Here is a 13,687-nt window from a genome sequence, read left to right as displayed (position 1 = left end):
GGCCGGGCTCGGTAGACCGACATGCCGTCCTGCTTGAGGTCCGTCACGGCAGCACGCGTATTCGTGCCGTAGGAGTCTCAATGATGAAGTCAAGCCGCTTGCGTGACCGGCGGGGCGGAGGTGAAGACTCGCCCGTCACGCAGCAGGGCCCACAACACGCTGGCCCGTCGGCGGGCCAGAGCGATGACGGCCTGGATGTGTTTGCAGCCCTCGCCGCGCTTCTTGAGGTAGAAGTCCCGGTTCGGGCCCTCGCGGATGATGCTGGTCTGCGCGGACATGTAGAACACCCGGCGCAGACGGCGGCTGTAACGCTTGGGCCGGTGCAGGTTGCCGGTCCGCCGCCCGGAGTCACGCGGGACGGGCACCAGTCCGGCCGCCGATGCCAGGTGACCGGCGTCCGCGTAGGCCGACAGGTCGCCGGCCGCGACGACGAACTCGGCGCCGAGTATCGGGCCCATGCCGGGCAGGGACTCGATGATCTCGGCCTGCGGATGGGTGCGGAACGTCTCGCGGATCTGCTTGTCGATGCGCTTCAGCCTGTCGTCCAGGGCCAGGAACTGCTCGGCCAGGTCGGCCACGATCTGCTCGGCGACGTCCTCGCCGGGCAGCGCGGTCTGCTGGGCCTGCGCGGCCTCAAGCGCCGTTGCCGCGACAGCGTCGGCGCCGCGCACGCTGCGGTTGGCCAGCCAGGCCGTCAGCCTCGCCCGGCCACGGCGGCGGATCGCGGCCGGAGTCTGGTAGCCCGTCAGCAGGACCAGAGCGCCCTTGTGGGCCGAGTAGTCGAAGGCCCGCTCCAGGGCGGGGAAGACACCGGTCAGCACGTCGCGCAGGCGGTTGATCATCCGCACACGGTCGGCCGCCAGGGTCAGACCGCCACGGCCGCCCTGCGGGGTGGCGGTGTTCAGTGCCGGGCTGCCACGGCTGCCGCAGCCGCGGCCAGCATGCGGTGCAGGACGGGGACCGGGATCGCCGGATTGGTGACCGCCGCGCATGCCGTGTCGCGGTCGTGCAGCAGCCCGGCAAGGACGCGGGCCGGCAGCCGCGGATTGCGCATCGCGGTCCCGCGGACGTGCGCCGCTGGGTCGTTCAGCAGCCGCACCGCGTCGGCCGGTGACAGCCGGGTGTCCTCGGCCGCGCGGCGGCGCACCTCGGCTTCTGGGTCGCGGGCGAGACGTGCGACGTCGGCAGGCGTGGACTCCGGATCGTCCAGGGCCAGGCGGCGCATCCGCCCACCGGGGTCGCCGGCGTAGCGCAGCAGGCCCGTACGGGGGAAGTTGGGGTGGCTGCGGGGGCGGTCGGGGTGAGTGAAGCTGCCGTCCCACCAGCGCCAGACCTCCAGCAGCATCTCGGCCGGCGCGTCATCGCACAATTCGGCGAGGAACAGGCGGACCGTCCGGTCCTCGTCCCGCGCCAGACGCTCCACGACGTCCGGTGGAAGATGCCGGGCACGGGCCACGCTTCGGCGGATGAGCGGATGGGACGATACGGCGAGGCGGCGCATCGCGTCGGCGTCACCGTGCAGGCCCTCGACCCAGGGCAGAGTGCGCGACATCGGCGTCGGGTCGAAGTCGTAGCGCACCGCGGCACGCTGCTCCTCGTTGAGGTCGGGCCGCAGTGCCACCGCCGAGCGGATGTCGTCGTATGGGTCCTCCGCCAGGACGGCGACGCTGTGTGCACTGAGCCGCGGGTTGGCGGCCAGCGCTCGGCGTACCTCCGCGTCCCCGTCCCGGACCAGCTCCTCCTCCAGCTCCGGTGAGAAACGGCACTGTTCGAGCGCACGCCGGGGCGGGGGCAGCGCGGCAAAGACCTCGCGAGGCATGGGGACGCCGGTGTGGTGGGCGAGCAGCGCCGCCGTACGCACCGCGTCGTCGGTGTCGGCCAGCAGTCGCGCCCGCAGCGGCGCGGCGAGGTCTTCCCACCGGGCGCAGGCAGTCGCCCGCACCCGGGGATCGGCGTCGGCCGCGAGGCTGGGCAGGTGGTGTGCAGGGAGCCCCGGGAGTTCGGCGGCCTGAGCGCGGGACGGGCCGGCGAGGAGGTCGTCGTACAAGTCCCCGTCGAGTTCGACGCCCCAGGCGCAGGCATGCTCGGCCCAGAGCACGCGCCGGCTCGGCGCCGGTTCGGCGCGGACCAGGCGTACCCACTGATCGGACGTGAGCTTGGGCCGGAAGGTGTCCGCGGGCCTCGAGCGCACCCGCGGATCGGGATGCGCCACGGCGGCGTCGAGTACGGCGGGCCGGTCGCAGCCGTGCAGGAAACCCACCTCCACATCCAGCAGCCGGATCAGCAGCTCGTCCGGCGCGGCCGGATTGGACCCGATCCCCTCCGCCCAGTGCAAAGGCCATGCCGGCCGGCCGGGCACCGCCGCCCACACCTCGGCGCGATCGGCCTCCGTCTCGCGCCCGGCGGCCGCGGCGGCCTCCTCCAGCCGCTCCGGCAGTCGGTCGAGGGCCGTCACCCGAGACCCGTCCGCGCCGGGCACCTCCGCCAGCAGCACTTGCCCGTCGAGGGAGAGCGCCACGAACCCTGGGTCGCCGGTCAGCCCCGGCACACCGCCGCCGGCGTAGTGGACCCGGGTCCACCACGAGTCGTTGCCGCCGATCCGATGTCCGAGGACGGCCACCAGGAACTCGCCGTCGGCACCTGCAAGGCGGCGCCACCACGCGGCGTCGAGCGCTTCCCGGACCGCGCCGTCCGGCGCCGCGATCCCCCGCGCGATCCGCCAGCCGGCCTCCGGCGGGAACAGGCTGCCCGGGCGCATGTCCTCGACGACCGTGAGTCCGGCGCATGGGATCAGTTCGTGGCGTTCCTCTCGGTGTTGCACGCGGTCATGATCCCCGCCGACTCGCGGTGGGACAAGGCTCTCAGCCCAGGCGCAACCGGCCCTCGCCCGCGTACACGTCATTGGCTGCGATGTCGTGCGGCCCCGCCCGGGCGGTTCGAGTCGGCCCCACCAGTGCAGCAGAGGCTTTCGCCGGCTCCGGCAGAAACCGGGCCATGCAGGGGCCGTCGAGGTGGCGACCACGTCGAGACCCCTCGCCGCGCTTCGCTGTACGGAGCCTGACCTACCGTGAGGACGGGACGGTCTCGATGTGGTCGACGTTCTCCCTGGGGCCCCTGAACACGTCCGCGCTGATCGTGGAAGGAGATGGCGTCCACGCCATCGGGCCGGACGCCGTACGCCGTACGCCGTACGCCTCCAAGTCGTGAACGGGGAGGCGGCTCTTCCGGAGGACATGGCCCCCTGGCGGGCAGAGACCGAGGCCGAGCAGGAGAGCCCGTGCGCGCGCCGGCGTTCCTCCAGTGCAGTTTCGGAGTGAGCGTCACCGTGGTCACAGCCGACCACCTGCTGGTCGTGAGCCGGCGGGCCCGGCCACGTGCGGTCCGGGCCCGGTCTGTGGGGAGCGTCCGTCAACGAAGGTCTCTCGCGCCACATCGACTCAGCCGGACGGCACGCGCCGGACCTGCACGAGGTCGCCCGCCGCGGAATGCGCGAGGAGCTGTCTCTCGAACCCCACGAGTACCCCCTCTCACTGCTCGCTCTCGTCCTGGACGTCGAGCGCCGGCAGTGGAGCGCCCACTTCGCCGTCCAGCTGACGGAGTTGACCGCCAACGCGCTGAAGCCCGCGCCGTACGCCGCCTGAACACTCGCTGAATTCACGTACGTCCAAGCTGCCACCGAAGACCTACTGATCACCCTCCGCGGCCACATGCACAGCGGCACATGGTTGAACCCCGCGGCCCCGCAGGGTCAGTGTGCCGTGCCGGTGGTGGCGAAGTCCCGGATGAGGGCTGCGGTCCTCGCCGGCTCCTCGAACATGGGGGTGTGGCCGACGCCGTCGAGCCGCTCGATTCTGGCCCTGGGAACCCCCGCGTAGCTCTCGTAGGAGGCTGGCAGCCACCGCTTGTCCCTGGTGCCGTAGATCACCATGACCGGCAGCCCGAGACCGGCCAGCCGGTCCGGCATGGCGCGTTCCCGCAGGTACGCCGAGGACGCCCGGTCCGTCGAGGTGTAGCTGCGGTAGGTCATGCCGCGCACGTCGTCGACGATCTGGTCCGGGATCTTGACCGGGCGGGTGAAGGCGGTGGCCAGCCCGTCCCGTATGGCCGAGTCGCGCAGCTGCCAGAGCAGCTGGGCGATGACAGGCACACGTAGGAGATGGCCGGCGGCGCTGTCTGCGAGGAAGGCATCATTGCGGGGGCCCGTATCGATGACGGTCAGGGAGCCCACCAGGTCGCGCCGCTGATCGGCGAGAGAGGTGGCGACCATACCGCCCAGGGAATGGCCGACCACGGCCGCGTGGCCGATGCCGAGCCGGTCGAGGACGGCGCCTATGCGGCGCGCCTGCTCCGGGACGCTGTAGCCGCTTGCCGGTTTCGCCGAGCCGCCGTGTCCGAGGAGGTCGATCCGGACGACGTGATGGACACCCAGCATCGGCATGACGGGATCCCACCAGTGGGTGGACCCGGCGGTGCCGTGGATGAGCACCAGCGCGGGCGCGGTCGGCGGCCCGCTCTCGACGATGTGGACGTCCCCGCCGTCGAGCCGGACGATGCGGTCGCCGGCGGCCTGCCTGGTCTGTTTGGAGACCAGCACCGCGTTCGCCGCGAGCAGCGCGACCAGGACGGTCAGGACCGCCAGAGCGATCCTGACCGTCCTGCGGCGCCGGTTCCTGGGGCGCGCGGAGGGCGATGTGGTCCCGTTCGCCTCTGGCGGGAGTGCTTCCAGGGGCGCCTCGGGGGTGGACTTCCCCGGTGAGGGATTGCTGGGGGTGGCGGTGGGCTCGTGACTGCGCATGACCCCACCCTGGCGTGCCTCATGAATGCGGGTCTTGGAGGAATGTTCCGAGGCTCGCCCACACCATGTCGTCCACTGCCGAAGTCGCTTTGACGCTCCTCGTGTGGGTGACACGACCGACGTCCGGTCACCGTGAACGAGAGGCCGCATGGGCGGCGGTCCGCCTCGTCGCCGCGGTGGTCCGGTCGAAGAGCGTCGCGGCCGCATGGCGCGCATCCACGCCCCCCTGGTCGCCGTCGTTGAACGCCACGACGGCTAGGCCGTCTCCTCGTGCTGGTCTCCGCTACCCCGCCTGGCAGAGCGGATCAGAAGCCCCGTCAGCCCCACCCCTTCAATTTCCACAAAACGTTGACGCAGCTCTATCGGAAAGACCCTCGCCTGACGGACCATTTGGCTATCCACACTGCCGGCACCTGACGGTTCGTCGCATCGGTGCCGGGAAGCGGCAATCCCCCTGTTCGTTGGGAGGCAACACGACATGGACATGTTTGGCGAATGTCCCGGCGCCGCCTCAGCCACCTCACCGGACTCAACCGCACACCGATCGGATCCGCTCCAGGCCGACGTCGGGGTCGCCGATCCGCAACCGTCCGCCTCGGCCGACCTCTTGGCCGAAGCCCCGGCGATCACACCGATTCCGGGAGCACCGAGCCGCCGCGGCGTTCTGGTCGGCCTGGGGATGGCCGCCGCGGTGCCGTTCGTCCTCGGTTCCGGGCGGACGCAGCCGCGAGGCGGAACGCCGCCGGGGCCGTGGCCGGGGCCGGCCACTGTCCTCAGGAACGCCGCGCTCGTGCTCACCATGGACCCCGCCCTCGGCGACGGCCACCTGGGCGCGATCGAACACGCGGACGTCCTCATACGGGACGGGGCCATCGCGGCGGTCGGCAAGCGGCTTCCGGCACCGTCCCGCACACAGGTGATCGACGTCAGCGGAAAGCTGGTGATGCCGGGCTTCGTCGACGTGCACACCCACCTGTGGCAGTCGTCCATGCGCGGGGGCTGCGCAGACCGCGACCTCTTCGGGTGGCTGGCGGACTGCAACCGGGCGACGTTCTCCCGAATAGCGGCGGCAGACATGTACCGCTTCGTCCGCCTCGGCGCCCTTGATTCTGTGCAGTCCGGCGTGACCACGCTCGTGGACTGGGTGGACGCCCTGCCCTACGACACGACCGCCCAGTACGTGCGGGCCCTGACCGATACAGGCGTGCGATTCACCTACGCGATGTTTCAGGCCGAGCGGGATGCCGAGCTGATCAGGCGGGCCAAGCAGGAACTCATCGACCCCGTACCGCTCGCCTCGGCGCAGGTCGCCACGCATGCCGCGCGGGCCATCCAGGGCCTCAACCAAGTTCACTGGGAGCTGGCCCAAGACCTCGGCGTCATGCTGAACAGCCACGTCCTCGAGCGTGCCGAGCAGCGCGCGGACGACCCGATCGGCGTCCTCACCGACATCGGTGCGCTGGGTCCGCGACTGCTGATGAACCACGCGATCCATCTCACCGACGAGGAGATAGCGGCGGTGGCCGCGCACGACGTACGAGTCTCGCACTGTCCGATGAGCAACATGCGGCTCGCTTCGGGAATCATGCGGCTGTCGGACCTCGGCCGGCGTGGCGTAAAAGTCGGGCTCGGCCAGGACGGCGGCACCAACGACACCTCGGACTTCTTCGCGCTCATGAAGACGGCCATCGGGCTCCAGCGGGCACGCTCGCTGCAGAGTTCAGGGTTCCCCCAAGTCGACGACGTGCTGAGGGCCGCCACCCTTGGCGGCGCCGAAACGATCGGGCTGGCCGACAAGGTCGGCTCGTTGACCCCCGGCAAGCTGGCCGACGTCATCGTGATCAACCCAGCCGCGCTCAACTTCGCGCCGCGCTTCGACTGGGTCAACCAGATCGTCTTCAACGGCCGTCCGGAGAACGTCCACGCGGTCTTCGTGAACGGCCGGCCTCTCAAGCTCGACGGCCACCTCGTCGACGTCGACCCCCAACGCGTCGTACGGGAAGCGGAAGCCGCGGCCGCCCGGCTTCGCTCCGAGTCCTGACTGACGCAGGATGGTTCGGAGTGTCGCGGGCCAGTGCTGTGACCGGAAAGGTTTGCCGTTAAGCCCGCGGCGTCCGGTGCACTGCACTCGCTTCGCTCGCTCCGTCTCGGCTCTTCGCCCCATCCTTCGGATGCCGAGCTGCATCGCAAGGCGGAGGGCCACAGCTCGTACTCGGCCGTACTCGCGCGGTCCGACAGCTCGGCCTCCAAGGTCCTCGAAGAGGAGCCGAGACGCAGTGAGCGCAGCGAACGCAGTGCAGCGAGGTGCCGTGCCGGGCGTCGCGGGCCGGTGCACCTTTCCGGTCACAGCACTAGGGGTACGGCCACCTGCCCGCGCAGCCGCCACGCCCGGTACCAGCGGAACCGTCCGCCCGGACGATCACCGTGTCACGGGACATGAGCAGGCCAACGCCCGCCCCGCCCGGCTTGGGCCGCAGCTTCACGTTGCCAACGGGCTGATGGCCACGGGAGTTCCGTGCAGCCACGGCAACCGGAACCGGCGTCTTCGGCGCCCCCAGAGCGGGCGCGGCGGACATCAGGGCCAGTACCGACCGGCGCCCAACCGACCTACCCAGCCGGCACGGTCGTCTGCGAATCCGTCCCCCGGCGATGCGAATGGTTCTGGAGGGCGGTCGCCAGCGCCACGACTCCGAACACCCGCCGGAGGATAAGAGCCGCCGTTCATACCAGCACCCACGACTGCGGCGGGCGCGAGCGGCCGGCCAGTCAGCTCCAGGGCCTGCACCACGGGCATGCGGGTTGGTGAGGACCGCCGTACGGAGGGCGGGGCAACCCGCAGCGCGGGCGCCTGACCACGCCCAGACGTCCGTCACTCCGTAGGGGCAGGGCCGGACCGCGTTCCGCCGAGCCGGGGCCCGCTCGCTCCGTGGGGCCATGGCCGGACCGGGGCCGACGGGCCGGTCGAGGACGGCGGTGAGGCCGCTGAGTGGCGCCGGGGGCCGCGGGGAGGCCTTCGGGGGAATGTTCGCGGAGGCCCCTCAGCGGTGTGCCGAGCCCCGAAGACCGTGAAGGCGTGGTTACACGTCATCGCAGGCCGGATCTCCACCCGGTCACGATCTGCACCACGACAGCTCCCAGACCCTGGCGGCGCCTCCGAATGGGTGCTACACAGTCTCCAGCACCGATGGTGACACGTGTAACAACATGTCGTGCCACGCCTCGCGTAGCGCACCCCTGCCACGTCCCCGCCACACCCAGCCACCTCCCCGCTCCGTCCCCGAGGAGTCGTCATGGCCACGAACGGCATCGCCGATCCGCCCGTCCCCGCTCATGCGGAACCTCCCCGCCAGCGAGGGCTCCTGCCCTTGCTGCTGGTCGCCAACTCCGCCATGCTCGCCGTCTACATGGGTGTCGGCTCCGTGCTGCTGCCCACCCAGGTGGCCGCGATCGACCCCGACAACAAGGTCGCCGTACTCGGTCTGATCGGCGGCATCAGCGCGATCTTCGCGACCGCCTTCAATCCGATCGCCGGAGCCCTGTCCGACCGCAGCGGCCGCCGCAGCCCCTGGATCGTGGGCGGCGCCCTCGCCTCACTCGCCGGTCTGGCCTTCCTCGGCAGCGTCACCACCGCGCTGCTCGTCGGCATCGGCTGGTGCCTGATCCAGGCGACCATGAACGTCTACCAGGCCGCGGTCACCGCGATCGTGCCCGACCGGGTCCCTGCCGCCCGCCGCGGCACCGCGTCCGCGCTGGTGGGTCTGGGCCTGCCCATCGGCGGCACGGTCGGTGTACTCGTCGCCTCCCAGACCGCGGAGCATCTGCGCACCGGCTACCTCGTCTTCGGCGCGATCGTCGCCGCGGCCGCGCTGCTGCTTACCACGTTCTGCCGCGACATACCGCGCCCCAAGCCCGAACCGGCCGGTGCGGCACACGCGGCGGACGCCGCCGCCCCCATCGCGCCGGCCCCACCCCAGGGCTCCCCGATGGCGGTCTTCCTCTCGGCGCTGGCCCACCACGACTTCCGCTGGGCCTTCATCGGACGGGCCCTGATGGTCCTCGGCTACTTCTCCGTCGTCGGCTACCAGCTGTACATCCTCGACGACCACATCGCCCTGCCCGGCGGGCTGACCCCTCCCGCCGCGATGGCCGTCCTCACCCCGGTGTCGATGGTCGCGATGGCCGTATCCACCGTGGTGGGCGGCCTCCTGTCCGACCGGTGGAACCGCCGCAAGGTGTTCGTCGGCGTCTCGGCCGCCCTGGCAGGCCTCGTGATGGCGGTCCCCGTGATCAGCCCGACCTGGACCGGGATGCTCGTCTTCAGCGCGCTCAACGGCCTCGCCTTCGGCTGCTTCATGGCCGTGGACACCGCGCTGGTGACCCTGGTACTCCCCCGCGCCGAGGACGCCGCCCGCGACATGGGCGTCCTGAACATCGCCAACGCCGGGCCGCAGGTCATCGCCCCCTTCGTGGCCGCCGCCGTCGTCACCGGGCTGGGCGGATACACGCCGCTCTTCCTCGTCGGCGGGGCCCTCTCGCTGATCGGCGCGCTGGCCATCCTGCCGATCCGCAGCGTCCGCTGATCCTCCTTCCCCCTCCTGTCCCCTCCTGTCCCCTCCTGCCCCCTCCTGCCCCCTCCTGCCCCCTCCGCTCCCCCACTTCTTCCCCTCACTTCTTCTCCCGCCTCTCCCCTTCCTCCCCTCTCTCCGCCCGTGAAGGAGCACTCCGTGCGACACAAGCGAGTTCTGCCGCTGACCGCCCTGCTGCTGTGCACGCCCGCCCTGTCCGGTACGGCGCCCGCCGTCGCCTCCCCGCAGACCGCGCCCGTCCGACCCCTGCGGATCCTGCTCACCAATGACGACGGTTACAGCGCGCCCGGCATCCGCAAGGCCTTCGCGTACCTGACCTCCGCCGGGCACGACGTCACGATCGTCGCCCCGCTCACCAACCAGAGCGGCACCGGTACGAAGATCATGAGCGCGACCACCGTCACGGTGAAGCATCCCGAGCCGAAGGTCTGGGCCGTGGACGGCACCCCGGGTGACTCGGTCGCCTTCGGGCTGGCCGAGGTCTTCGCCGACGAGGCTCCCGACCTCGTGGTCTCCGGCACCAACTTCGGCCCGAACGTCGCCGGGCTCGCCACCCATTCCGGTACGGTCGGCGGCGCCGTCGCTGCGCTGGAGTCGGGTGTGCCGGCCATCGCCCTGAGCACCGGCGGCCTCACCGCACCCGATCCGGTCACCACCGTCAATGCGATGGATCCCACGCTCGGCTTCGCCGTCAAGCTGATCGACCGGCTGCGCGCGCGGGCCCGCTCCGGGCCGCTGCTGCCCGAGGGCGTCGGCCTGAACGTCAACCATCCCGTCATCGGCACGGACGGCAAGGGCACCGCCGCCGGTGTGGCCTCGACCTTCCAGGACCCGCAGACGCTTCTGGAGCCGGATTTCACCGACTCCGGCGACGGCACCTGGAAGGTCAGCGTGAAGGTGACCCTGCGACCCGCCGCCAAGGGCGGCGACGTCGAGGCCGTGAGCGCGGGCAGGATCGCCGTCAGCCCGATGAACGCCGACTGGAACACGGGCCCGGCCGACTACGCCGTGACCTCCACGCTGGTCGCCGGGCTCCGCCCGTAGCCCACTCCAGGCCGGGGGCGCGGCGGCTACCCACACACCGCCGCTCCCCCGGTCAAGGGTCTCAACTGCCGCCGGGGACAGCGCGGTCGCCCCGTACTGCCCGTACGCGGGTAGCGGTGCGCATGCGGCCCGCGCGGAGTGCACGTGAGCGTCGGTTTCAGGCCGTCGCGCCGGGGGCGGGCTACCGTCCGCCGCGCGTCGGCGTTATGCCTGCGGGCTGACGGACACCGACCGCGAAGGGACGGCCGATGACAGCGGATGCCGTGCGCACGCAGCACGGCTGGAGCAAGAGCGGCTTCGACGAGCTCTACGACCAGCCGGATCCCCGTACGTACTTCGCGGGCCTGCGCCCCTTGGACTACCGCATCCCGCACCACGCCCAGCCGCACTTCCGCAGCGCGGTGGCGCGCCTGGGCGGCGACGGCGCGGAGCCGGTGACCGTGCTCGACGTGTGTTCCTCGTACGGGATCAACGCGGCCCTCCTGAAGTACGACGTCACCCTGGAGGAGCTGTACGCCCGCTACACCGGCCCGGCGACCGGCGGCCTGTCCACACGGGAACTGATCGACGCGGACAAGGAGTTCTACGCCTCCCGCCGCCGCGAAGACGCCGGTCCCCTCACCGTGGTCGGCCTCGATGTGTCCCGGCGGGCGGTGGGGTACGGCTGTGCGGTGGGCCTGCTGGACGCCGCGTACGCGGAGAACCTCGAACGGAATCCCGCGAGCGGCGAACTGGCGGCCGCGCTGGCGCCCGTACGCCTCATCACCGTCACCGGCGGGATCGGCTACATCGGCCCGCGCACCTTCGAGACCCTGCTCACCCACGCCGGGCCCGGGGTGTGGGTCGCGGCGTTCGCCCTGCGCTCGATCGACTACGGGCCCTTCGCCGCCGTACTGGAACGCCATGGGCTGTGCACCCGCACCAGCGGTCACACCTTCCCGCAGCGCCGCTTCACCGACGCCGCCGAGCAGCAGCGGGCCGTGGAGCATGTCCGCGCCATGGGTCTGGACCCCGCGGGCCGGGAGAGCGAGGGGCACTACCACGCGGTCCTGCACGCCTCCCGCCCCGCGGGTCAGTGGTGACGGGCCTCAGCCGCGGTCCGGTGCGGCGTGGATGTCCTGGTCGAGGCGGGACTCGGGATCGGGGCCGTCGGCTGAGCGGCGCGGACGGTTTTGGCCGCGCAGGCGGATCACGGCGAAGACCGTCGCGGCCACGAGGACGCCCGCAACCGTCAGGAGCCAGACCGGGACGTCGTTCCCCACGGTGAGCAGCCTGTCGCGGTAGACGGTACGGCGGTACGGGGTGTCCTTGGCGGTGGCGCGCAGTTCGTGGTCGCCGTCGATGCGGCTCGGTTCCGGGAACTTCTGGTCGATCGCGGTCAGGAAGACCCGCTTGCCGTCCGCGAGTTCGGCGAGCGAGCCGCCCTGGGGGGTGATGCTCCCCGCGAAGGTCACCTCGGGTGCGGATCCGCCGATCCGGGAGCGGGGCTCCATGCGGTGGTCGGCCAAGACGTACAGGCTCAGGGCCTGCTGGTTCTTGGCCATCCGGGACAGCCGCATCGGGTAGACGAGCCGGTCGCTCTCGAAGCGGATCTTCAGCGGGTCCAGGTTCCCCCGCAGGGGCTTGCCCTGCTGCCGGGGGGCGAGCCGCACGGCGACGTACTCCCACTTCTGGTCGACGTAAGGCTGGAGTTCGGTGCTGAGCCGCTCGGGCAGCCGGAAGCCGTTGGTCTCCAGCCAGCTCCGCAGGGCCTCCGGGTCGGTGGCGGTCAGCCGCGCGACGTCGAAGTCGCCCAGCTGCTCCCGGCCGACGACGCCGACCGACGGCTCGCTACTCCCGGGGGGCGCGGCGGCGGCGCCGTCGACGTGCCCGAGGGAGAAGGGCCAGTCATGGTTCCGCGGCCAGAAGTAGCTACGGGTCTTGCGCTCGGGCAGGGTCAGCCGGTCGAGCTCGCTGAAGATCTTCGGGTCGCTCAGCTCCACCGTCGCCCGTCCCGGCACCGGCATGATCCAAGCTGCCCGCTGGGCGTCACCGCGGACGGTGAACCGCATCACGATCTGCTCCGTACGGCCGTCCCAGCGCACGACGGAGGTCTCCTGGTCGACCGCGATCGCGGACTGGCCGTCGGGGATCATCGCCCCGCACCCGCAGGCGTACGCCGGGCTGATGAGCGATCCCAGCTGCGTCGCGAGCAGGGCGAACAGCAGCGCCAATATTCTTCGTTTCGTCCACACGGGGTCTCAGACGACCGCCCGCGGCATCCGGTTCCCCGCATTCCCCTTCTTCCGGCGCAGCTGTGTGACTACGGGGAACCCGGGGTGACCAGGCCGGTCTCGTAGGCGAGGACCACCGCCTGGACGCGGTCGCGGAGCGAGAGCTTGGCGAAGATCCGGCCACATGGGTCTTGACGGTGGCCTCGCTGAGGGTCAGTTCCCGCGCCGGTTCGGCGTTGGAGCGGCCGTGGCCCATCAGCGTCAGCACCTCGCGTTCGCGCGGGGTCAGTGCCGTCAGGTCCCGGTGGGTGGCTGCCGTACGGACGCGGTCGAGCCCGGCGGCGGCCGGAGCGCAGCGTTCCACCAGGCGGCGGGTGATCGAGGGGGCGAGCGGGGCGTCGCCGGGGCCGCCGAGGCGGACGGCGGCGGCGAGGTGCTCGGGGGTGACGTCCTTGAGCAGGAAGCCGCTGGCTCCGGCGGCGAGGGCGGCGTAGACGTACTGGTCGAGGTCGAAGGTGGTCAGCATGATCACCCGGCAGTCCGGGGTTTCGGCGAGGATGCGCCGGGCGGCCTCCAGGCCGTCCACGTTCGGCATCCGGATGTCCAGCAGTACGACGTCGGGGCGCAGTCGGCGCACGGCGGCGACCGCCTCCGCGCCGTCGGCGGCCACGCCGACGACGTCGATCCCGCAGGCCGTCAGGATCAGCCGGAAGCCGGTACGGACGAGGTCCTGGTCGTCGGCGATCACCACCCGGGGAGCGGGCGCCGCGGACGTCGCGGGCGCCGTCACGGCCGGTCCAGCGGGAGGCGGGCGCGGACGCGGTAGCCGCCGCCGAGGCGGCGGCGCGCGTCGAGGCGGCGGCGCGCGTCGAGGTCGCCGCCGTAGACGGCGACGCGCAGTTGGCCGCGATGCTCCTGGCGGGCGTGGCGATCGCCGTCCTCGGCGCCCTGGTGCCGGCCCGCTCCGCGGCCCGGATGACGATCGCCACGGCGCTGCACACGGAGTAGCGGACGGCGGTGCCGGCGCGGGCCGCTGCCCCTCAGCGGCC

Annotated in this window: 8 protein-coding genes and 3 pseudogenes; 5 read left to right on the top strand and 6 right to left on the bottom strand. The window is 71.8% G+C overall.

The window, feature by feature from the left end; all coding sequences use genetic code 11:
* Positions 1-89 precede the first annotated feature (89 nt).
* Positions 90-857 (bottom strand): annotated as a pseudogene (locus tag ABZX75_RS27320) (IS110 family transposase); the annotation flags it as partial.
* Positions 858-901: 44 nt separating this feature from the next.
* Positions 902-2,821, bottom strand: a complete 1,920-nt coding sequence (locus ABZX75_RS27315) for a hypothetical protein (RefSeq protein WP_355415031.1) — start codon at positions 2,819-2,821, stop codon at positions 902-904.
* Positions 2,822-3,374: 553 nt separating this feature from the next.
* Here ABZX75_RS27315 and ABZX75_RS27310 point away from each other — a divergent pair.
* The gene (locus ABZX75_RS27310; protein WP_355415029.1) at positions 3,375-3,641 is read left to right on the top strand and encodes a hypothetical protein; all 267 of its coding nucleotides are present in this window, start codon (positions 3,375-3,377) and stop codon (positions 3,639-3,641) included.
* 107 nt (positions 3,642-3,748) lie between these two features.
* On the opposite strand, the gene ABZX75_RS27305 is transcribed toward ABZX75_RS27310, so the two are convergent.
* The gene (locus ABZX75_RS27305; RefSeq protein WP_355415027.1) at positions 3,749-4,795 is read right to left on the bottom strand and encodes an alpha/beta fold hydrolase; all 1,047 of its coding nucleotides are present in this window, start codon (positions 4,793-4,795) and stop codon (positions 3,749-3,751) included.
* Positions 4,796-5,594: 799 nt separating this feature from the next.
* On the opposite strand from ABZX75_RS27305, the gene ABZX75_RS27300 reads away from it, so the two are divergent.
* The 4 genes from ABZX75_RS27300 to ABZX75_RS27285 all read left to right on the top strand — a co-directional run bounded on the left by ABZX75_RS27300 (position 5,595) and on the right by ABZX75_RS27285 (position 11,507).
* Positions 5,595-6,836 carry an amidohydrolase family protein gene (locus tag ABZX75_RS27300; protein ID WP_355415151.1) on the top strand — a complete coding sequence of 414 codons (1,242 nt, stop codon included), beginning with the start codon at positions 5,595-5,597 and terminating at the stop codon, positions 6,834-6,836.
* A 1,249-nt stretch (positions 6,837-8,085) separates the two neighbouring features.
* A complete protein-coding gene (locus ABZX75_RS27295; RefSeq protein WP_355415025.1) occupies positions 8,086-9,375 on the top strand; it encodes an MFS transporter in 1,290 nt (429 codons plus the stop codon).
* A 144-nt stretch (positions 9,376-9,519) separates the two neighbouring features.
* Entirely contained in the window at positions 9,520-10,425 is a 906-nt protein-coding gene (gene surE, locus ABZX75_RS27290) for a 5'/3'-nucleotidase SurE (RefSeq protein ID WP_355415023.1), read from the top strand.
* Positions 10,426-10,673: 248 nt separating this feature from the next.
* Positions 10,674-11,507, top strand: a complete 834-nt coding sequence (locus ABZX75_RS27285) for a hypothetical protein (RefSeq protein ID WP_355415021.1) — start codon at positions 10,674-10,676, stop codon at positions 11,505-11,507.
* Between the two features lie 6 nt (positions 11,508-11,513).
* Here ABZX75_RS27285 and ABZX75_RS27280 read toward each other — a convergent pair whose 3' ends face one another.
* The 3 genes and pseudogenes from ABZX75_RS27280 to ABZX75_RS27270 all read right to left on the bottom strand — a co-directional run.
* Positions 11,514-12,560: a DUF2330 domain-containing protein gene (locus ABZX75_RS27280; RefSeq protein WP_355415149.1), complete on the bottom strand. Its 1,047-nt coding sequence runs from the start codon at positions 12,558-12,560 to the stop codon at positions 11,514-11,516.
* A 167-nt stretch (positions 12,561-12,727) separates the two neighbouring features.
* Positions 12,728-13,428, bottom strand: a pseudogene (locus ABZX75_RS27275) (response regulator transcription factor).
* Positions 13,425-13,687 (bottom strand): annotated as a pseudogene (locus tag ABZX75_RS27270) (hypothetical protein); the annotation flags it as partial. The pseudogenes ABZX75_RS27275 and ABZX75_RS27270, both read right to left, overlap by 4 nt.

Source organism: Streptomyces sp. NPDC003038, assembly GCF_040611115.1.
Lineage (GTDB): Bacteria > Actinomycetota > Actinomycetes > Streptomycetales > Streptomycetaceae > Streptomyces.
This window is presented reverse-complemented; position numbering and strand designations above follow the sequence as displayed.

Excerpts from the sequence above, each read along its gene's own strand:
- ABZX75_RS27305 (WP_355415027.1), bottom strand. The coding sequence starts at position 4,795 with ATGCGCAGTCACGAGCCCACCGCCACCCCCAGCAATCCCTCACCGGGG.
- ABZX75_RS27295 (WP_355415025.1), top strand. The coding sequence starts at position 8,086 with ATGGCCACGAACGGCATCGCCGATCCGCCCGTCCCCGCTCATGCGGAA.
- ABZX75_RS27300 (WP_355415151.1), top strand. The coding sequence starts at position 5,595 with ATGGACCCCGCCCTCGGCGACGGCCACCTGGGCGCGATCGAACACGCG.
- ABZX75_RS27280 (WP_355415149.1), bottom strand. The coding sequence starts at position 12,560 with ATGATCCCCGACGGCCAGTCCGCGATCGCGGTCGACCAGGAGACCTCC.
- ABZX75_RS27285 (WP_355415021.1), top strand. The coding sequence starts at position 10,674 with ATGACAGCGGATGCCGTGCGCACGCAGCACGGCTGGAGCAAGAGCGGC.